The 19,593-nt window shown below is 71.1% G+C and carries 21 protein-coding genes; 10 read left to right on the plus strand and 11 right to left on the minus strand.

Annotated elements, in window-relative coordinates; genetic code table 11:
* Positions 1 to 11 precede the first annotated feature (11 nt).
* Positions 12 to 998 carry an alcohol dehydrogenase catalytic domain-containing protein gene (locus PHA84_RS00270; RefSeq protein WP_270886079.1) on the plus strand — a complete coding sequence of 329 codons (987 nt, stop codon included), beginning with the start codon at positions 12 to 14 and terminating at the stop codon, positions 996 to 998.
* A 59-nt stretch (positions 999 to 1,057) separates the two neighbouring features.
* Positions 1,058 to 2,494 (plus strand): aldehyde dehydrogenase family protein, encoded by a 1,437-nt coding sequence (locus PHA84_RS00275; RefSeq protein ID WP_270886080.1) that lies wholly within the window; start codon positions 1,058 to 1,060, stop codon positions 2,492 to 2,494.
* A gap of 252 nt (positions 2,495 to 2,746) precedes the next feature.
* On the opposite strand, the gene PHA84_RS00280 is transcribed toward PHA84_RS00275, so the two are convergent.
* From PHA84_RS00280 to PHA84_RS00300, 5 genes are all read right to left on the minus strand, one after another.
* The gene (locus PHA84_RS00280) at positions 2,747 to 3,184 is read right to left on the minus strand and encodes an SRPBCC family protein (protein ID WP_270886081.1); all 438 of its coding nucleotides are present in this window, start codon (positions 3,182 to 3,184) and stop codon (positions 2,747 to 2,749) included.
* 35 nt (positions 3,185 to 3,219) lie between these two features.
* Positions 3,220 to 3,783, minus strand: coding sequence for a GNAT family N-acetyltransferase (locus PHA84_RS00285; protein WP_270886082.1), 564 nt, complete (start codon positions 3,781 to 3,783; stop codon positions 3,220 to 3,222).
* Positions 3,784 to 4,071: 288 nt separating this feature from the next.
* Positions 4,072 to 4,884 (minus strand): LLM class flavin-dependent oxidoreductase, encoded by an 813-nt coding sequence (locus tag PHA84_RS00290; protein WP_270886083.1) that lies wholly within the window; start codon positions 4,882 to 4,884, stop codon positions 4,072 to 4,074.
* Between the two features lie 253 nt (positions 4,885 to 5,137).
* Positions 5,138 to 5,959 carry an ABC transporter permease gene (locus tag PHA84_RS00295; protein ID WP_270886084.1) on the minus strand — a complete coding sequence of 274 codons (822 nt, stop codon included), beginning with the start codon at positions 5,957 to 5,959 and terminating at the stop codon, positions 5,138 to 5,140.
* A complete protein-coding gene (locus tag PHA84_RS00300; RefSeq protein ID WP_270886085.1) occupies positions 5,956 to 6,858 on the minus strand; it encodes an ATP-binding cassette domain-containing protein in 903 nt (300 codons plus the stop codon). The genes PHA84_RS00295 and PHA84_RS00300 overlap by 4 nt, the downstream gene beginning before the upstream one ends.
* Before the next feature lie 213 nt (positions 6,859 to 7,071).
* Between PHA84_RS00300 and PHA84_RS00305 the strand changes: the two genes are divergently transcribed.
* The 3 genes from PHA84_RS00305 to PHA84_RS00315 are packed head-to-tail and all read left to right on the plus strand — an operon-like array spanning position 7,072 to position 9,919.
* Positions 7,072 to 8,184 carry a LolA family protein gene (locus PHA84_RS00305; protein ID WP_270886086.1) on the plus strand — a complete coding sequence of 371 codons (1,113 nt, stop codon included), beginning with the start codon at positions 7,072 to 7,074 and terminating at the stop codon, positions 8,182 to 8,184.
* Complete coding sequence (locus tag PHA84_RS00310; RefSeq protein ID WP_270886087.1) at positions 8,181 to 9,107, plus strand: ABC transporter ATP-binding protein; 927 nt, start codon at positions 8,181 to 8,183, stop codon at positions 9,105 to 9,107. Before PHA84_RS00305 ends, PHA84_RS00310 begins: the two co-directional genes overlap by 4 nt.
* Entirely contained in the window at positions 9,107 to 9,919 is an 813-nt protein-coding gene (locus PHA84_RS00315) for an ABC transporter permease (protein ID WP_270886088.1), read from the plus strand. Before PHA84_RS00310 ends, PHA84_RS00315 begins: the two co-directional genes overlap by 1 nt.
* 39 nt (positions 9,920 to 9,958) lie before the next feature.
* Here PHA84_RS00315 and PHA84_RS00320 read toward each other — a convergent pair whose 3' ends face one another.
* The 6 genes from PHA84_RS00320 to PHA84_RS00345 all read right to left on the minus strand — a co-directional run bounded on the left by PHA84_RS00320 (position 9,959) and on the right by PHA84_RS00345 (position 15,036).
* Positions 9,959 to 10,759: a lipase family alpha/beta hydrolase gene (locus tag PHA84_RS00320; protein WP_270886089.1), complete on the minus strand. Its 801-nt coding sequence runs from the start codon at positions 10,757 to 10,759 to the stop codon at positions 9,959 to 9,961.
* 36 nt (positions 10,760 to 10,795) lie between these two features.
* The gene (locus PHA84_RS00325; protein WP_270886090.1) at positions 10,796 to 13,030 is read right to left on the minus strand and encodes an MMPL family transporter; all 2,235 of its coding nucleotides are present in this window, start codon (positions 13,028 to 13,030) and stop codon (positions 10,796 to 10,798) included.
* A gap of 115 nt (positions 13,031 to 13,145) precedes the next feature.
* Positions 13,146 to 13,709 carry an alpha-ketoglutarate-dependent dioxygenase AlkB gene (locus PHA84_RS00330; RefSeq protein ID WP_270886686.1) on the minus strand — a complete coding sequence of 188 codons (564 nt, stop codon included), beginning with the start codon at positions 13,707 to 13,709 and terminating at the stop codon, positions 13,146 to 13,148.
* Positions 13,710 to 13,769: 60 nt separating this feature from the next.
* Positions 13,770 to 14,048, minus strand: coding sequence for a hypothetical protein (locus PHA84_RS00335; protein ID WP_270886091.1), 279 nt, complete (start codon positions 14,046 to 14,048; stop codon positions 13,770 to 13,772).
* The gene (locus PHA84_RS00340; RefSeq protein ID WP_270886092.1) at positions 14,045 to 14,779 is read right to left on the minus strand and encodes a sigma-70 family RNA polymerase sigma factor; all 735 of its coding nucleotides are present in this window, start codon (positions 14,777 to 14,779) and stop codon (positions 14,045 to 14,047) included. The genes PHA84_RS00335 and PHA84_RS00340 overlap by 4 nt, the downstream gene beginning before the upstream one ends.
* On the minus strand, positions 14,776 to 15,036 hold the full coding sequence (locus tag PHA84_RS00345) for a hypothetical protein (RefSeq protein WP_270886093.1): 261 nt from the start codon (positions 15,034 to 15,036) through the stop codon (positions 14,776 to 14,778). Before PHA84_RS00345 ends, PHA84_RS00340 begins: the two co-directional genes overlap by 4 nt.
* A gap of 162 nt (positions 15,037 to 15,198) precedes the next feature.
* On the opposite strand from PHA84_RS00345, the gene PHA84_RS00350 reads away from it, so the two are divergent.
* The 5 genes from PHA84_RS00350 to PHA84_RS00370 all read left to right on the plus strand — a co-directional run bounded on the left by PHA84_RS00350 (position 15,199) and on the right by PHA84_RS00370 (position 19,571).
* Positions 15,199 to 15,669 carry a hypothetical protein gene (locus PHA84_RS00350; RefSeq protein WP_270886094.1) on the plus strand — a complete coding sequence of 157 codons (471 nt, stop codon included), beginning with the start codon at positions 15,199 to 15,201 and terminating at the stop codon, positions 15,667 to 15,669.
* A gap of 3 nt (positions 15,670 to 15,672) precedes the next feature.
* Positions 15,673 to 16,644, plus strand: a complete 972-nt coding sequence (locus PHA84_RS00355; RefSeq protein ID WP_270886095.1) for a patatin-like phospholipase family protein — start codon at positions 15,673 to 15,675, stop codon at positions 16,642 to 16,644.
* Complete coding sequence (gene folE / locus PHA84_RS00360; protein WP_270886096.1) at positions 16,641 to 17,387, plus strand: GTP cyclohydrolase I FolE; 747 nt, start codon at positions 16,641 to 16,643, stop codon at positions 17,385 to 17,387. Before PHA84_RS00355 ends, folE begins: the two co-directional genes overlap by 4 nt.
* A 28-nt stretch (positions 17,388 to 17,415) precedes the next feature.
* Positions 17,416 to 18,666, plus strand: coding sequence for an NAD(P)/FAD-dependent oxidoreductase (locus PHA84_RS00365; protein ID WP_270886097.1), 1,251 nt, complete (start codon positions 17,416 to 17,418; stop codon positions 18,664 to 18,666).
* Positions 18,667 to 18,752: 86 nt separating this feature from the next.
* On the plus strand, positions 18,753 to 19,571 hold the full coding sequence (locus PHA84_RS00370; protein ID WP_270886687.1) for a pyruvate, water dikinase regulatory protein: 819 nt from the start codon (positions 18,753 to 18,755) through the stop codon (positions 19,569 to 19,571).
* Positions 19,572 to 19,593: the final 22 nt, after the last annotated feature.

Consider the following 19,593-nt stretch of genomic DNA (forward strand, 5'->3'; position numbering starts at 1 on the left):
AGAGTCCGATCATGCGTGCGCTGCAACTCAACGCCCCCGACCAGTGGACGATCGGGGAGGTCCCAGAGCCCAGGCCGGCTCCCGGCGAAGTGCTCATCGACGTGGTCGGCTGCGGCGTGTGCGGTACCGACCTGCACACCCTCGCCGGTGGCAACCCGCTCGTGCGCCTCCCAGCCATTCCGGGACACGAGTTCGGCGGCACCGTCGCGGCCGTCGGCGCGCGGGTCGACTGGCTCAACGTCGGCGAGCGAGTAGTGGTCGACCCGTCGATATCGTGCGACCACTGCGCGCGGTGCTTCGAGGGCAGACCCAACCTCTGCCCCGACAAGGGCGGCTACGGGTCACGCTATCCAGGCGGCTTCGCCCAGAAGACGGCGGTCCGGGCCACCTCATGCGTCAAGATCCCCGACGAGATGCCATGGGAGGTGGCGCTGCTCGCGGAGCCCCTCTCCTGCGTACTCCACGGTATAGACCGTCTCGGCACGGCCACCGGCGAGGACGCCGTCGTCCTCGGTGCTGGCCCGATCGGCCTGCTTACCGCCCTCGTGTTGCGCCATGTCGGCACCGAGGTGGCGGTCGTAGAGCGTTCTGACGTCCGCCGGGCGGTTGCCGACAAGCTGGGCTTCGACACGGTCGTCAGCTCGGTGGGTGAGCTCGCACGCCCGGACACCGCCGTTGTCGTGGATGCAACCGGTGTACCGGCGGCGATCGAGGACGGCTTCAACACCCTGCGTAGGGGCGGCTCGATGCTTCTGATGGGCGTCGCGAAGCAGGGGTCGCGCGTGAGCCTTGACCCGCATCGCATCAACTGGCACGAGCTGACCATCGTGGGTTCGACCGCCGTCAACTCCACGTTCGGCCGCGCTGTCGACCTTCTGGCGCGGATGGGCGACCAGACCGAGCCGCTCGTCACTCACAGCGTGCCGCTCGAGGAGTTCGGTCAGGCCCTGGACCTTGTCCGTTCGCAAGGTGCGCTCAAAGTGCTGGTCCGCCCGTAGCCGCACCGACCTGAACCATTCCTGCTCCGCTCACAGCGGGCGACGATAAGGAGACTGTCATGGACACCGTGTACCGCGTCACCCACCTCATCGATGGCGCTTGGACCGATGACGATGCCGCAGACAAGCGCGTCAACCCCGCTGACCCGGCCGACGTGGTCGTCGAGGTGTCGGCAGGCACGCCGGAACTGGTCGACGCGGCGGTCAACGCGGCGGCGGTCGCTCAGGAGGTGTGGGCCGGTATGACCGGTCCCGCCCGGGGGGCGGTGCTCTCGCGTTCCGCGCAGCTGATCCGGGATCGGGTCGACCAGATTGCCAGGGACCTCACCCGAGAGGAGGGTAAGACCCTCCCGGAGGCCATCGGTGAAGTGCGGCGGGCCGCTGACATCCTCGACTTCTTCGGCGCCGAGTGCTGGCGGTCCCATGGCTCCACTTTTCCCTCGGGCGTCCCCGACACTCACGTATTCACCCGTCGGGAGCCGCTCGGCGTCGTCGGGCTCATCACGCCGTGGAACTTCCCCATCGCGATTCCCACGTGGAAAGCGGCCCCGGCGCTTGCCGCGGGCAACGCTGTGGTCATGAAGCCCGCCCAGCTGACAACGGTCTCGACCATGCACCTGGCGAACGCCCTGATCGACGCCGGACTCCCGCCCGGTGTCTTCACGCTCGTCCATGGCAGGGGCAGCGTGGTCGGCAATGCGATCGTCAAGCATCACTTGGTCAAGGCCGTCTCGTTCACCGGATCCAACCCTGTCGGCCGAGAGATCGGTGAGCTGGCCGCCTCCCGGGGCATCCGAAGCCAGCTCGAGATGGGCGGAAAGAACCCGGTCGTCGTGCTCGACGACGCCGACCCCGAGAGGGCCGCCGACATCATCGCCGCGGGAGCGTTCGGGCTCACCGGTCAGGCCTGTACTGCGACCAGCAGGGTGATCTGCACCCCCGGCATCCACGATGCCGTTGCAGATGCCCTGGCGAAACGTGCCGCTGCCTACGCTCCCGGGAACGGTCTGCGCGAGGGCGTGAAGATGGGCCCAGTCGTCAGCGAAAGCCAGCTTGCGACGGACCAGGGGTATGTCGCGGCGGCCGTGAGCGAGGGAGCCACCCTGGTGACCGGCGGAACGACGGATGGGCTCCACTTCGCTCCCACGGTGCTGACCGACGTCGCGCCCTCCCATCGAGTTGCCCGCGAGGAGGTTTTCGGCCCAGTGGTCGGCCTACTGCGGGCCAACGACGAGGACCATGCCATCGAGCTGGCGAATGACACCGAGTTCGGCCTCTCGGCCGGTCTCATCACGCAGCGTCTGCAGTCCGTTGCCAAGTTCGTCGAGAGGATCCAAGCGGGCGTGGTGAAGGTCAACCGGCCCACTGGTGGCGTCGATCTCAATGTTCCCTTCGGCGGCGTCAAGGAGTCGTCCAACAACGCCTACCGGGAGCAGGGCAGCCAGGCCCTGGACTTCTACAGCTGGACCAAGTCGGTCTACGTCGGCCTCGACTGACCACTTCGGCTGCGCCACCGGGAGGCCGGCAAAGGGATCCGGCGGGCGGGTGAAGCCACCCCGCCCGCCGGTGTTCGACCAGCTCGAGGCGACCGCGCCCAGCCAGGCCTGGCCGCCCGGCACGTCGGCGCCGGTGACGTCCTCATAGCCGGCACGGACATGGATGGTCAGGGCCCCTCGCTGTCGAACGTAGGGGCGCTGTAGCGGTAGCCGTTGGTTGCCTCGATGCCGTGGACGTCGTCGGACCGCACGTCACCGGGCCTCGGCCCTGCGCAGGACGGACTGGAACTGCCTGCCCAGCGCGCGTGGCCCTGCGACCGGGACCAAGGCCGCGACCAGCCTTCCCTTGAACGACTTCGGTATCCGCGTCAGGGACACGTGGAGGTCGCTGCCGGGCGCTGCCGGCACGATCTCGTACCGCCAGCCACTGCCAGGCGCCCACAGGTTGGAGTCCAGGGTGTCGATCGTGACCAACCCGGCGGCGCCGTCCCACGAGTAGCGTTCCCGCTCCCACCCCATCGCAGTGCCTTCGGTGACCTCCGCCCAGTCCGGCCCCTGGCCATGCACTGCGAAGTGAGCATCGTCGACGTTCGGCCACCAACGAGACCGTGCCGGGCCGAAGTCGGTGAGCACGGCCAGGACGTCGCTCGGCGAAAGGCTGGTGTGGACCGTGAACCGCGTGGTCGTCATTCGGGTCCTCACCTCGTGTCTGGTCGGCGCCAACGCTACGGCACCCTGCGGCGCATGACGCAGTTGCCGGCTCCCTTGCTGCGGACATAGGCGAAGCCCGCTTTCTCGAACAGTGTCCGGGTTCCGTTGTAGAGGACTGACTTCCTCTTGCCACCGGTGTCGTGCGGGTACCCCTCGACAATGCCGCCGCCCCCGGCCTCGATCAGCTCGACGGCCCCCTGGAGCGCGACGGACGACAGACCTCTTCGGCGGTAGCGCCTGTCGACGAAGATGCAGGTGATCCGGTAGTCGGGAAGGAGGTCCAGCGCCTCCTCGTACTGCTTGCGGTGATAGATGTTCGGCAGCTCCTGCGGGCTTCCGTACTCGCACCAGGCAACCACCTCGTCCCCGTCGTACACCAGCGCCGCATGCGCCCGGCCCTCGTCGACGAGGCGCCTTTTCAGGGATCTGTTGCCCTCGTACGTGCGTTCCTTCTCGGCACTCATCGTGTGGAACCACGTGCACCAGCAGCCACCGAACACGCCGTTGTGCCGCTCGGCCAGCGCCGCGAACCCATCCCAGGTCCCTGACGTCAGCGGCCTGACCACGTACTGGCTCATCGTCCCTCCATCGCGCCGTCGGGTTGGGCGGACGCCCCACCTCCCAGACTCGCACGGCAAGCACACCGTCCGCCCGGACTCCCTGTCGGCGCGGCGCTGGGATGACGCCCGCTCACCCCTGAGGAGGCAGGCGGGGCCGCGTTCCTGGCCAGTCGATCTCTGACCCGTCACTCCTTGGGCATCCGGCATGGCGTGCGGTGTTCGTGCGGCCTGTCCTCGCGCGGGCGTCGCTGGCTTCGGGCCGGGCCTTCTGACCAGCCGAGCCGGCGTAGGCAGCAACCGAGAGCTTCAGCGTCCGGAGAGCAGGGCAACCACCGGAGCGAGGCGCTGGGCGTTGTCGGCGCCCGCACAGAAGTAGGAGACGCCGGTCGACTCTCGGCGCCGGACCAGGGTGTCGGCCATCTCCTGCGGCGTCCCGCGCACCAGGCCGGCCGCGTTCGCGGCTTGCAGGCCCTCGATCGTCACGCCCATCCGCCGGCTCAACCACACAGGGACGTCGTCACCGACCGCGGTCAGGTTGAGGTTCAGGGTGACCGCCTCCGCACGCTCTCCGGCGGCCTTCCTCACGGTCGCCGCCATCGCCGCGAGGTCGTCCTCGTCCGCGAACGGTGAGGCGCCGAGCGCCACGACGTTCGCCGTGCGTCCGGCGAGCCGGAGCATCCGGGGACCATGCGCGGCGACGGTCACCGGGGCGTCGGGCACCCGCTCTCGGACCGCATGAATCGTCGCCTCGAGCCGGGCGACCCGTTCCCCTGGCGTCCCGAACGGCACACCGAGCCGGGCCGCCTCGTCGTTCGAGTCGGGACGGCCGGCACCAAGCCCCACCTCGACCCGCCCGTCGGCCAGCACCGCCAGGCTCGCCGCCTCGGCTGCCACCAGCCCAGGTGTGCGAAGGGGTGTGGCCAACACGTACGGTCCGACGGAAACTCGGGTGGTGGCCGCCGCTGCAGCCGTGCAGGCAAGCATCGGGGCCACACCGTCGAGGTTGTCGGGCACGAGCAGCGAGTCGAACCCGAGCTCCTCGACCCGGCGGGCCAGGCGGACCCATTCGTCACGCGTTCGGGCCGTCGCCACGATCCCGAACCGGAATGGCTGCGTCATCACGTCCTCCTCAGGGGTCCCGCCGGAGCTGCCGGCATGCGTCCACCCTCGCCCGGCCACGCCGCTGGCGTCGACCCCCGTGAGGAGTCACCGCACGTACTCCGACCGTCGTAGGCCACGACATCGCCGCTGCCTGCGGGCGCATCCGCATCCCGCGCCGGCGTCCCCGTCCGCGGGCAGACGCGAGAGTCCACCCGCCCTTGCGCCGGAGGTCCGGCGGTCGAGCGGGCGGACTCTCATCCGGCCAGGCCGGTCACTTCACCTCGGCGCGACGGACGATCCTCAGCCCGACGGCCATGGGCAGGAGGAACCACAGTGCACCTGCAACGGCGAGGTGCTGCCACTGCTGGCTCGAGACGTTCCCGTCGAACAACGGCCTCTGCGCGAAGTTGTAGTCGACCGAGGGCTGAAGGTCGGCGAACCACCTCTGGTTGGCCGCGAGGAGCCCGAGCAGGGGCGGCAGGACGAGGGTGTACACGAAGTACGTGACGATGGCACCCGCCGAGTTCCGGATCACCAGGCCCAGCATGAAGCCGAACAGCATTCCGAGGACGCTGCCCAGGACGATGAGCGTGAAGTGCATGGCGCTGACGTTCCAGACCGGATCCACGCCGGCGATGGCGCTTCCGACGAGGGTCCCCAGCGTGCCCACGCCGAGGGCGATGAACATCGCCACGACGCCCACAGTGATCGCTGCGAGGAGCTTGGCCCCCAGCACGCGACCGCGATGCGGCACGAGGGTGAACGTGGTCAGACCGCTGCGCTGGCTCCACTCGCTGGTCACCGCCAGGATTCCGATCATCGGCAGGATCACCGTCATGGGAGCCCCGATCGCGGCCGCGAAGTTGTCGAAGGTGAGCTGGTCGTCGGGTGCGAAGACGATGATGGCGGCCGTCGCGAGCACACTCGTGATGACGATGCTGGCCATGAGCCAGAAGCCCGAGCGCGTGTCGAACATCTTCCGCAGCTCGACCCCGACGATACGGCTCAACGGGATCCGGCCCACAGCCCTGCGGCTGCGCTCCTCGCTGGTCGCCGGCTCGGGCCTGGCAGTGGTCAGGACGGTGGTGCTCATGCTGCTACTCCTTCACGCTGGGTGTCTGCGGTGAGCTCGAGGAACATCTCCTCGAGCCCGGCCCCGTCGGCTGCGCGGAGCTCCGTGAGGACCAGGCCCCTGGCGAGAGCGATCTCGCCCACCCGGTCGGATGACGCATCGGTATGCACGCTGCCGTCGGCGTGCGCGGTGATCTTCAGGCCGGCCCCCTCCATGGCCGCGGCCAGGGCGACACTGTCGCGAGCGCGCACGACCGTTCCTGCGGCTGCGAGCAGGTCCGCCTTGGTGCCCCGCGCGACGATCCGTCCCTTCCCGATGACGACGAGGTCGTCGGCGATCACCTCGATCTCGTGCAGGAGGTGCGAGGAGAGCAGCACCGTGCCGCCGCGGTCGGCGTACCCGCGCAGCAGGTCGCGCATCCAGCGGATCCCGGCGGGGTCCAGCCCGTTCGCCGGCTCGTCGAGGATGAGTACATGGGGGTCTCCCAGGAGAGCGGCACCGATGCCCAGGCGCTGGCGCATCCCGAGCGAGTAGTTGCGGACTCGCCGGTCCGCCTCGTCCTCGGTGAGGCTCACCAGGTCGAGCATCTCCTGAACCCTCGTCCGGGGCAGGCCCATGGTGCGCTGGGCGAGGGTGAGGATCTCCCGACCGGTGCGACCGGCGTGCTGTGCTGAGGCGTCCAGGAGGACCCCCACGTCCCGCCCGGGGTTGGGCAGGTCGGTGAACCGGCGGCCGTCGACGGTGGCGGTCCCCGAGGTGGCCGGCGTGAGCCCGACCATGATGCGCATGGTGGTGGACTTCCCGGCGCCGTTGGGTCCGAGGAAGCCCGTTACGCGGCCTGTCGCGGCGGTGAAGGAGACGTCGTCGACGGCGGTCATCCCGCGGCCGTAGGTCTTCGTGAGTGACTCGACTGTGATCATGCTGAGCATCGTGGCCGCGATCGACCGGCCGACACATCGGGGAGCCACCCGGGCCTGACCCTGAGGCGACCCTGAACCCATGTCGGGGTCCGGAACCGACCGCGCCAGGGAGAGACCGGAGCATCAGCGACCTCGTGGGGGGGCTGGGTGAGCTGAAGGACGCGAAATCGCACGCTCCGTGCGCGGATCCGAGTGCTGACATAGGTTGACGAGGTGACTCGGTCGACGCGCTGGGCCGTCGTGGTCGCCCTCGCGGCAGCACTGGCCCTGACCCCGGTGCTCGTTCGGGTCCTCCCTGTGCCGGGGGCTCGGGCCGAGGGCTCCGCGGCGGCGCTTCTCCAGCGGATGCGCGCCTCATGGGGCCGCCCCTATGCCGGCTACGTCGAGTCCACGGGCTCCATCGCTCTCCCGGTCTCCGACCAGTTCGAGTCGGTCGCCTCGCTGCTCGGGGGGCGAACCCAGCTGCGGGTCTGGTGGCGCGCTCCGGACGACTGGCGGGCCGACACCCTCAGCCCCACGGGCGAGCACAGCATCCGCACGTCACGGGACGGGGTCTGGGTCTGGGACTTCGAGGGCAACCGGGTGACCCGTCTTGGACCGGTCCCCCAGGGGGAGGTCCGACTCCCGCAGGACGCCGACTCGCTGCCACCCGCCCTGGCAGCCCGCATGCTCGTCGACGCAAGGCCCGAGGAGGTGTCCACGCTGCCGTCGCGGCGCGTTGCGGGCCGAGCGACCGATGGTCTCCGCCTCCGCCCCTCGGAGCCCCTGTCGAGCATCGGGCGGGTGGACGTATGGGCCGACCGCTCCTCCGGCATACCCGTGCTCGTGGAGGTCTACGGCACCTCGCCGGGGGTCGCCGCGCTCTCCACCACGTTCCTGGACTTCACGCCCACCAAGCCGGCCGCGGCGGACACGGCCTTCGCCCCACCGCCGGGGTCGCGCCTCAGGACCGGCAGCCGCTTCGACGTGCTCGCAGCGGTGCGGCAGTTCTCCGTGGCCACGCCGCCCGACGCGCTTCTGGGTATGCGGCGCGGCGGCTCGGCGACCGGCGTCGACGCCATCGGCCAGTACGGGCGCGGCGTCACCCAGGCGCTGGTGGCTGCCCTGCCGCCGCGGCTGGCCCGCTCGCTCCGCAGCCAGCTCCAGGGGGCTGCCGGTGTCAGCCGACTCCCCGAGGGGCTCATGGTCGTCGTCGGGCCGGTCGGGCTGCTGCTCACCGACCCCGGCCGCACCGGCGAGGACTGGCTCGTCACCGGCACCCTGACGCCACAGGGCCTCGCGCGCGCTGCCACCGAGCTGGCCGCCTCACCAGGGGCCGGCGGATGATCCGCACCGAGGGCCTCACCAAGAGGTATGCCGCCGTGACAGCGGTCGACGGCGTGTCACTGTGTGTGGCGGAGGGTGACATCTACGGGTTCCTCGGCGCGAACGGGTCGGGCAAGAGCACCACGATCCGCTGCGTGCTGGGACTGGTGCTCCCCACGTCCGGAACCATCGAGCTGCTCGGCGAGCGGATGCCCCGGGCCGGCTCCCGGGTCCTACCCAGAGTCGGAGCTCTCGTCGAAGGCCCCGCGGCCTACGGTCACCTGTCAGGCGCCGCGAACCTCCGCCTCCACGACGCGAGCGGTCGGCTGCCAGCGGGCGCCGTCGCTGGCGGTCGACGCGACCGCAGCCGTCGGGTGCGTGAGGTCCTGGAGGTCGTGGGCCTGGGCGCGGTCGGCGGGCGACCGGTCTCGGCGTACTCCATGGGAATGCGCCAGCGCCTCGGCCTCGCTGCGGCCCTGCTGCGCCAGCCCGAGCTCCTCGTCCTCGACGAACCCACGAACGGGCTTGACCCGCAAGGCATCCGAGAGGTCCGCGAGCTGTTGCGGCGGCTGCACCGGGACGGTACGACGATCCTGCTGTCCAGCCATCTGCTCGCCGAGGTCGACCAGCTCTGCACCAAGGTAGGAGTCCTCGACCGCGGCCACCTCGTCCTCCAGGAGGAGCTGGCCGGGCTGCGTGCCCCCACCGGCCGGACCGTCGTTGAGACGTCGGACGTGCACCGGGCCCTGGCCGTGCTCGACGGCACCGTCGAGCGGCGGGAGGGTGACCGGCTCCTCGTCCGGGCAGCCGACGCGGCCGAGCTCAACGAGCGTCTGGTCAGGGCAGGGGTCAGGGTCCGCACGCTCGGCGCCGAGCGCCTCACCCTCGAGGAGGTGATCACCGAGCGCACCAGCGCCCGGAGACCGGGGGAGGTGGCGCGCTGATGGGGGTGGAACTGCGCAAGCTGTTCGGACGCAGGCGGACGTGGTTGGCCTTCGCCCTGCTCAACGTACTGCCGACCCTGGTCGCGGGACTCCTCGCCTGGACGCGGATCGCTCCGCGGCCCGGGGAGGGGCCGGCGTTCCTGGCGGCGGTGACCGCCAACGGGTCGCTGTTCGCCATAGCCGCCCTGGCGATCGTCCTGCCCTTGTTCCTGCCCGTCGCAGTGGCGGTGGCCGCGGGAGAGAGCGTGGCGGGCGAGGCACAGTCAGGAACGCTCCGTTACCTGCTGCTGCGGCCGGTGGGGCGCACCAGGCTGCTGCTGCGCAAGCTCGTCGCGGTCTCGACGTTCGTCGTGGTCGCCGTCCTGGGTGTCGCCCTGGTCGGATTCGTCGTGGGACGGCTGCTGCTCGGCAACGCACCCGTGTCCCAGGCGATGATCAGCGTCTCGGGGTCCGTGCTGTCGCCCTGGCAGATCGCCTGGCGCACTGGCGCGGCCATCGCTTTCGTCACCGTGTCGATGCTCTGCGTGGCCGCCATGGGCCTGTTCCTGTCGACGGTGACCGATGCGCCGCAGTCCGCAACCCTTGGTGCTCTCGCGTTCCTCATCGGGTCCTCCGTGCTGCTGACGCTGGACGCGGCTCGCCCCCTGCAGCCGTACCTGCCGACGCGGTACTGGCTCTCCTTCGTCGACCTCTACCGCGACCCGATCCTGTGGAGCAACATCGAGCGCGGGGTGGGGCTGCAGGTGGTGTACCTCGTCGTCCTGCTCGGTGCGGCGTGGGCCAACTTCACCACGAAGGACATCACCAGCTGAGCGCTTCCCTCCCCACTCTCCGGCCGGGGCTGAGCAAGCTCACGACGTGAGCCGGGCGCAGTCTGCCGGACCCCAGCTCGGCACCCGGCCGGTCCCCAGCGCCTCGCCGACCAGCCGCTGCACCAGCGGGTCCGCGGGCAGCTCACTGTGCCGCACCTGCAAGGTGGGGCAGATGCTCTGCAGCGACGGACTCGGGACGCCGTCGAGCACGGCCGAGCTCGGCGGTGCCACCACGTCGTCCCGGGTGCTCCACAGTGAGACGTACTCGGGGCCGGCGGGGAGTGGCTCCCCGTCCAGCCTGGCCAGCACCGGGCTGGAGGGGGACAGCTGCTGGCACGCCAAGGGGCACCGTCCCTCGACCAGGGCGCCGAGGTCGGCAAGGTTGGTGCCGTGGTGCGGCGACCCCAGGGTGACCAGGCGCCGTACGGTGTCGCTCCCACCGTGCTCCGTCACCCACAGGCGCGCGACGACGCCCCCAGCGGAGTAGCCGACGACGTCCACCGAGGCTGCTCCGGTCCGGTCTCGCGCCTCCTGTGCCGCGCTCGCCACGGCGTCCGCCTGGACGGCGAGGTCGCCGAGGGCCTGGTCCGGCAGCTGCACGATCGTGACGTCACGCCCGGCGCCGCGCAAGGACGCCGCCATGGACTGCAGCCCCGCGACGGACCCGCCGTACCCGGGCACGAGGAGCACCGGTCCGGGCCTGCTCTGGTCGACGCGGCCGGCTCCCTGGCCATAGCGGGCGGACGCCAGCACGCCCACGACGGCAGCTGCCCCGATGGCGAGGATGGTGAGGGTGACGACCAGCATCCTGCGTCGAGCGGGCGCCAGGTGGTCGATCACCAGCCCATCATGCGCTTGCGACGGGAACCGCAGCCCTCACGACCCGGGGCTCGGGGCTGCCGACGGCAGGCCCGCCGGTGACAGCCCGACGTCAGGCTCGGGAAGCCTTCGCGGCCAGGCGCTGAAACGGCCGAGCAGGGTGAGGACCGACGGTACGAGGATCGTGCGCACGACGAAGGCGTCGAGCAGCACCCCGAGGCCCATGAGGAAAGCCAGCTCGCGGAACTGCCGCAGCGGGACGAGGGCGAGCATCCCGAAGCTTGCGGCGAGCGTCAGGCCGGCCGCGGTGATGGCGCCGGAGGTCTCCGGGATCCGCTCCGCCAGAGCCCGGCGCAGGGTCGTGTGGTTGGCCCGGCTCCAGACGTGGCCGACCCCGTAGATGTTGTAGTCGGACCCCAGTGAGAGGAGCAGCACCGAGGCCGCGAACGGCACGTAGAACGTCACGCCGTCGTGCCCGAGCCGGTCGTGGAACACGAGCGTGAGACAGCCCAGTGAGGCGGCGAGGGCGAGCACGCTGCAGGCCAGCAGGAGCACCGGCGCGAGGACCGCCCTGAGGAACACCATGAGCAGGATGAGGTTGGTCAACAGCACCGCGATGGCGATGCGCAGCAGGTCCGCGTTGGTCGCGTCCACCAGCTCGCCGGCCACGGCCGTGTCGCCAGCCAGGCCGAAGTCCAGGCCGCCCAGCCCCGCCTGCCGCAGGAGCTTGGGCATGGTCGTGGACAGCCGGTTGACGTCGCTGATCGCCGTAGGCCCGAGCGGGTCGTGGTCGAGGATGACCAGGAACCGGGCAGCGTCGCCCGCGCGCGTTACCAAGGCGCCCTGCGCAAGGTCCTCGGGCAGGGCGCTGGGACTGAGCACGCCCGCGACCCCGGGCTGTCGCTCCAGCTCCTGGCCGAGCCGGGTGAGCTTCTGCTGGTCGCTGCCCACCTTGCTGCCCTGCAGGAGCAGCTCGGTGGGCGCGATGATGCCAGCTGCGAACCCGGCGGCTGCGGCGTCCGCGGCGACGTGTGACTGGCTGTCGGCAGGCAGCGCGGCGACGAAGGTCACTCCCAGGCGCATCCGGCTCGCGGCAGTGCTCAGCATGGCGAGGCCGACGATGCAGGCCCCGGCCAGCACGAAGGCGACCACGCGCACGGTGAGGACCCGGGCCGCGAGACGCACCAGGCGGGGCGCGCCCTCTCTCTTCAGCCCAGTCGGCCAGAACAGCGCCCGGCCGAAGATCGCCAGCAGGGCCGGCAGCAACGTCACCGAGACGACGACCGCGGTGAGGACGGAGAGCGCCAGCACGGGTCCGAACGCGCGGAAGAACCCGGACCGGGCGACCAGCATCGCGGCACTGCCGGCCGCCACCGCGATCCCGGCAACGACGACGATCCGGCCGGTCTGCGCGGTCGCCGTCTTGGCCGCCGTCAGCCGGTCCTGGCCCTGCACCAACCCGGTGCGCATGCTGGACAGGAAGAAGATGGCGTAGTCCGTGACGATGCCGAGGACGAGCGCCAGGACCAAGGGCTTGAGCTCCTCGGGGACGCCGCCGTTGAGGTACCCGCCGACGTAGTTCGTGGTCCGAACCGCCAGGAAGTACGACGCCGCGGCGGTCAGCAGTGCCACCAGGGGGGCCACGACCGACCGGAACTTCAGGGCGACGATGCCGATGACCACGGCGAGGGTCGCGGCCTCGAGCAGCCACAGGTGGCTGTAGAGGATCCGGGTCTGCGCCACCTGGGCAGGGACGGTCCCCGTCACCCCGACGAGGTGGTCGTCCGGCCGGTTCATCTGCTGCCGGCCGAACGTCTGCGCCGCGGTGACCTCCTCGGAGAAGCTGGTACCGGGCTTCGTGACGATGTACGTCAGGGCAGTGGTGCCCTGCTTGGAGGAGGACGGGAAGACGCCCCTGGCGTTCACGATGGGTACCGCCGCCGCTATCGGGCCGACGTCCCCGGCCCTGCCTTTGGCGACTGCCACCGCGCGTTCCGCAACCCGCTTCTGCGCCGCCTCCGACAGGCCGTGGTCGTCATGCTGCACCAGCAGGGTGCGCGACAGGATGGGGAAGCCGAAGGCCTTCGCGGAGGTGACCTCCGTGCTGATGGCATGGCTGTGGGGCGGCGCGAACCCTCTCAGCCCCGCGTTGGGCAGCGTGGCGGGCAGCCATACGGCCGCGGCGACACCGGCTACCGCCCACGCCAGCACGACGAACCAGCGGAGCTTGACCACGAGCCAGGCATACGCCCTGCTCACCGCGCCGACCTCGGACTTGCGCCACGACCTCATCGCTCAGCCTCCCTTTCCCGAGAAGACCTACCCGGTTTCTCGGTGCGGTGCACGTGGACGTCTGGTCAGGTGCGCTGGAGGTCCGCGTCAGAGGCCTGCGGACGCACCGCGGCGCTCAGGACGGGCGCCACCCACGACGTACCGTGCGCAAGGTCACCGACAAGCGCTCCTGCTCGACCGCCGGGATGCTGTGCTGCCAGACCGTGCGGCTGCGTCCCGACAGCACGTACGCCGAGCCCGGCTGGAGCATCACCTCGTAGACTCGGCGCTGCGTGCCGGTGCCTCGCTGGAAGCGCAACAGGCACGGGGATCCCAGAGAGACGCCCACGACGTCCCCGAACGCAGGGGCATCACGGTGCCACCCGATGGTCGCTCCGGGTGGATAGCGCGTCACGAGCACCTCGGCGAGGTCCTCGGGGTGGCGCGCCAGCAGCTCGGCGCTTCGACGACGAACCTCGGTCAGCCACGGCGGCACCGGCTCGCCGGGGGAGAGCTCTCCGCTGTCGAAGGAGTAGCCGAGGCCGTAGTGGCGCACCGTACGTCGGGCCACCTGCCCGTGCATCCGTACCTCGCCGTACTCGAGGTCGCGCACCCGCCCGAGCAGGAGCTGCTCCTCCTCGGTGGACAGGAGCTCCGGCAGGTAACGCAGACCCTCAGGTTCCTCGACGACGCCGCGCATCCGGCCCACGTGCTTCTCCTCTGTCCGGGTCCGACACCGGCGGACGACCGACCCCTGAGCTCAGTGTGGCGACGCGTCGAAGAATTCGATGAGCGACTCGGCCTCCTCCCGGCAGGCAGCGCACCCGGCAAGGTGTCGGGCCATGGCGACGTCACGCTGGTCCTCCTGGGCGACGGCTGCTTCGACGTAGCGGTCCATGCGCTCGAAGCACTCCTCGCAGGACAGCCACGGGGTCGTGTCGAGCAGGAGGGAATCCACGGCTGCCTCTGTCAGGGCGCCGGGAGCCAGCGCGGCCGCGGGTCGGTCCGGTGAGGATGGCATGGGGCTGGTGCTGGTCATGCTGGACCTGCCGAGGTGGTGGGGGCGGTGGCGGTCAGGTATCCGCGCGCGCTCAGCTCTGTGCGCAGGCGCGTGCGGGTGTCGTGGACGGTCTTGTAGAGGGCGCCGCGGGTGGTGCCCAACCGGTCGGCCAGGACGTCGATGGGGACTCCGTCGACGAGCAGGGCGATGGCAACCCGTCGTTGGTGGGGAGTGAGCACGCTCCGCATGGCGGCCACCAGTGCCTGGGCGAGGTCGCTCCCTTCGGCGTGACGTTCGGGGCTGTCGTGGTTCCCGGCTGCGACGTCGAAGTCACGAAGCTCGACCTCGCGATGCTGCCACTGCAGGCGACGCACCTCGCACGCGGCCTCGAGGATCGCGAACTTGAAGGCCCAGGTGGTGAACCGGCTGCGGCCCTCGAAGGTGTGCAGCTTGCCGAGCAGGGCCGTCATGGCGTCGTCCGCTGCCTGGTTCGCGATGTCCTCCACCGTGCCCGGGGAGGCGTCCGGAAGGGCTGCCCGCATGCGCCACACCTGGTGTGCGGCGGCCTTCAGCATGAGCCGGTGCAGCTCGCGCAGGGCCACGGTCTGCTCGTGGCCCGGGGTGGTGAGCGCCACGACCCAGTCTCGCGACCGACCTGGCGCCCCGGTGGGTGCCGTGGGAGGCACAGCGGCCGATGACTCGAGTGGTGTCTCGGCCACCTGCGTGACGGCCCGCGTGGAGCGGGCCTCGTCGCGGTCGACGGTGCTCACCGGCCGGCCGGGTCCGGGTGCAGTGGGGAGTCGATCGGGGACAGGATCCGCGCCGCCAGGTCTGGGCGGCAGCCGGCATCGACCAGCTGGAGGAGGGCGTGCAGGTCGACCGTGGCCCGGGCCAGAGAGTCCGCGAGCGCGGCAGCGAAGCCCACCTCCCGCAGTCTGCAGGCGCGCCACGCCACCACGTCGACGGGCGGGCCGGGGAACCGGCACGGTCTCGCCGCGCCGGGTATCTGCCTCTGCTGGGTGCTCATGCACTGTTTGCTGCGCGGAGCGGCCGGAGTCTTACCACGCTCCCGCGACTCGGTAAGGACTGCGAGGCACGACCGCGCTAACACCCTGTCAGCGTCTCACCGCCCCTGGCTCGATGTCAGCCAGAACCGGTGGGCTCACGTCAAACCTCCGAGGAGGACCTCATGGCCACGACCCACCTGCCCGTGGACGCCCGTCACCCTGGTGACCCGTCCGCACCAGCATCCCGAGTCCGCAGGGACGCGGCGTACCAGGCCTACGTGGTCCTGCGCAGCGCCTTCGTCGTCGCACCGGTGGTGTTCGGACTCGACAAGTTCCCCAACCTCCTCGTCCGCTGGGACCAGTACCTGGCGCCGGTGCTGGCCCGACCCCTTCCCGTGACCCCCCGCCACGCCATGTACGCCGTCGGAGTGGTCGAGGTCCTCGCCGGGGTGGTCGTCGCGCTGCACCCCCGGCTGGGTGCGGTGGTCGTGGCCGGCTGGCTGGGCGGCATCATCGTCAACCTGCTGCTCATCCCGGGCTTCTACGACGTGGCCCTGCGGGACTTCGGGCTGCTCCTGGCCGCGGTGGCCCTGCAACGCCTCGCCACCCGGTACGACGCCAGGCCGACGTGGTGGCCCCTGGCGAAGGCCTAGGCCATGACGACGGCATTCGTCCTCACCGGGGGTGGCAGCCTGGGCGCAGTCCAGGTGGGCATGATGGCCGCTCTGCAGGAGCAGGGAGTCACGCCCGACGTGCTGGTCGGCACCTCTGTGGGCGCGGTGAACGCGGCCTACCTCGCGGGACCCGGGACCAGCGACGGACGGCTCGAGTCGCTGTCGCGGCTCTGGAACCGGATGCGGCGCCGGGACGTGTTCGCGCCGCATCCCCAGCGCTGGGTGGGTGCCGTGCTGGGCGCCGCGCCGTCACTGTTCACCGAAGACCCGTTGCGCCGGCTCCTGCAGGACAACCTCGGCTACGCCGAGCTCGAGCACGCCCGGCTCGAGGTACACGTGACGGCGGCCGACCTCGTGACCGGGGAGGCGGCCATCCTGAGTGCCGGCCCGGTCGTCACCGCGGTCCTCGCCAGCGCGGCCGTACCGGGGCTGTTGCCGGCCGTCACCCGAGACGGCAGGACCCTGGTCGATGGCGCCGTGGGTGACGTGGACGCGCTCCGCCACGCGGACGCCTGCGGCGTCGACGAGATGTACCTCCTGCCGGCCGGGTACCCGTGCGCCGGACCCGCTCCCGTGAGCGCGGCAGGCACCGCCCTGACGTCCCTCAGCCTCGTGCTGCACCACCAGCTGCTGCACCAGGTCCGGGAGTACCGGGGTCGGGCAGCGCTGCACGTGGTGCCGCCGTTGTGTCCGCTGGTGGTGTCTCCGGCGGACTTCAGCCACGCAGCCTCGCTCCAGAACCGCGCGCGGCACGCCACCCGCGGCTGGCTCACGCAGTCCGCAAGCCACGCTGCCGAGCCCGACGCCACAGCCCTCGCCCTCCACCATCACGCCGGATGGGACCGGCCTCCGCAGACGGCATGGGCCCAGTCGCCGCAGACCGAAGGGCCCCAGTCCCCGCACACCGGCGACCCCGGTGCCCACCTGTCGACCCTGAAAGGCCTGACCGCATGAGCGCCAACCCCGCGACGTCCCCTGACCCGTCCGACCGACCCGCGCCTGCCTCCGTACCTTCGGGTGACTCTGTAGCCCGGCATTCGTCCGTCGCCCAGCGTCCGTCCGTCGCCCAGCGTCCGTCCGTCGCCCAGCGTCCGTCCGTCGCCCAGCGTCCGTCCTGGGCTGGCCCCAGCGCCGTCGCGGACCCCGACCTGGACGCGGCAACCCGGGGCGCTCACGCCCTGCTGGAGGGCCTGGGGGTCGACCTGGCCGGTGAGTCGCTGCAGCGCACCCCGGAGCGGATGGCCGCCGCACTGGCCGAGCTGATGACACCGCGGCCGTTCCAGCTGACCACCTTCCCCAACGATGGCGGCTACGACGAGCTGATCGTCGCCCGCAGCCTCCCGGTCCGCTCGCTGTGCGAGCACCACATGCTGCCGTTCATCGGGAGCGCCCACGTCGGCTACCTGCCTGGCGAACGGATCCTGGGCCTGTCCAAGCTGGCCCGGGTCGTCGAGCACTTCTCTCGCCGTCCGCAGGTGCAGGAACGCCTCACCGTGCAGGTCGCGCACTGGCTCACCGGGCAGCTGGCTCCTGCTGGCGTGGGGGTGGTCATCGAGGCGGAGCACCTGTGCATGACCCTGCGGGGCGTCCAGGCCCCGGGGACGACGACAGTGACCTCGAGCCTGACCGGCGTACTGCGCGACGACCCGCGCTCCCGGGCGGAGTTCCTCGCCCTGACCCAGCCCCGCAGCAGCTGAGCTGCCACCGTTTCGGAGGAGAGACCCCATGGGCACACCGACTGCCGTCATCGTCGGTGCCGGACTGGCCGGCGCCAAGACCGCGGAGGCGCTGCGGGACCACGGCTTCGACGGCCGGATCCGGTTACTGGGACAGGAGCCGCACCGGCCGTACGAGCGACCGCCGCTGTCCAAGCAGAACCTCACCGCCGGGCACGTCGAGGACGGGCTCTACGTCCACCCGACCGGGTGGTACGCGGAGCACGACGTGGACCTGCGCACCGGCTGCCGGGTCGAGCGCATCGACCTGCGCGCCAGGGAGCTGGGCACGTCCGCCGGGCAGCTGGGCTGGGACGTGCTGGTCCTCGCCACAGGCTCCAGCCCCAGGCGTATCGCCATCCCGGGCTCTGACCTCAGCGGTGTGCACTACCTGCGCACGCTGGAGGACAGCAACGCCCTCCATGCGCGCCTGCAACGGCGTCCGGACGTCGTGATCGTCGGCGGGGGCTGGGTCGGCCTGGAGGTTGCCGCGGCGGCAGCCACGACTGGCGCCTCGGTCACCGTCCTCGAGCAGGCGCGGCTACCGATGGAGGCCATCCTGGGCGAGCGCCTGGCGAGGTTCCTCGTCGCAGCCCACCGCGGCCACGGAGTGCAGGTCCGCAGCGCCGCGAAGGTCGCTGCCTTCACCAGCAACGGCCGGCGGCAGGTGAGCGGGGTACGGCTGGCCGACGGCACGGTGCTGCAGGCGGACCTCGTCGTCGTGGGGATCGGCGCCGTCCCGCAGACGGAGCTGGCCGCCGCGGCGGGCCTCGCGGTGGACAACGGGGTCGTCGTGGACGACCACCTGCGCACCGGCCATCCCGACGTCTACGCGGTGGGGGACCTTGCGAACGCCTACCACCCGACGCTGAAGCGCCGCCTCCGCGTCGAGCACTGGGCCAACGCGCTGAACCAGCCCCAGACGGTGGGGGCCGCCGTGACGGGCCAGGACGAGCCGTACGACCGCCTGCCCTACTTCTTCAGCGACCAGTACGACCTCGGCCTGGAGTACATGGGTCACCTCGACCCGTCCCTGCCGCATGACGTCGTCGTGCGCGGGGACGAGCAGACGGGCACCTTCCTCGGCTTCTGGGTCCAGCGCGGGCGCCTCGCGGCCGGGCTCGCCGTGAACAGCTGGGGCGCCCTGGACGAGGTGGAGCCCCTGATCCGTTCGGGACGGCAGGTGAGCCTCGCGGAGCTGGCCGACCCTGACGTGCCCCTCGGCCAGCTCGGCCGACGGCCGGTTCGCCGGGCCGGCTGAGAGCAGGCGTCCAGGATCCCAAACGTGGGCAGACTCGCCGCGCCGTGCCGCGGGTGTGCCAGAGTGCGCGTGTGGAGGCCACCTCGATGCCGGCGCCGACGCCGGTGTTCTTCCTCGCCGGCGGGACCGGCATCTCGGCGGAGACCCTCGGCAACATGATGTTGCAGCAGTTCCCCACCGTGACGTTCGTGCGCCGCAAGATCCCGTTCATCACCAGCATCGACCGGGCCCGTCAGGTGGTGCTGGAGCTCGACGCAGCGATGACCGACTCGGTGACCCCTCTCGTCTTCTCCACGGTCTCCGACCAGGAGATCCGGGCCGAGCTGCAGAAGACGGCGTGCGCCTTCATCGACCTGTTCGGCTCCCATCTGGACACGGTGGAGCGGGTGCTGCACGTCAACGCGGCGCACGACGTCGGTGCCCTGCACGGCGTCGGTGACCTGCGTCGTTACGAGGCACGCATGAAGGCCGTCGAGTTCGCCATGGAGCACGACGACGGGCAGAGCCTGCGCAACCTGGAGAACGCCGACCTGATCCTCGTCGCGCCATCCCGCTGTGGGAAGACGCCGACCTCCATGTACCTCGCGCTCCAGCACGGGATCAAGGTGGCGAACTACCCGCTGGTCGAGGAGGACTTCCAGACCAGCGACCTGCCGCGCCCGGTCCGGCCGTATGGCGCCAAGTGCTTCGGGCTGCTCTCCACGGCCGCCCGCCTGAGCCAGGTGCGCGGCGAACGCCGCCCCGGGTCGCGCTACGCGGCCCTCTCGCAGTGCAGCTACGAGCTGCGCCGAGCCGAGGCGCTGTACCGCGCCCACCGGATCCCCTCGATCAACTCGGCCGCGATGTCGGTGGAGGAGATCGCGGCCGTCATCATGCAGACCCTGCGACTCAACGGTGTCGGGTGAGGACGCCCGCCGTGACGAAAGG

Origin of the sequence: Pedococcus sp. 5OH_020 (genome assembly GCF_027812955.1) — a bacterium.
In the GTDB taxonomy this organism is placed as follows: Bacteria; Actinomycetota; Actinomycetes; order Actinomycetales; family Dermatophilaceae; genus Pedococcus.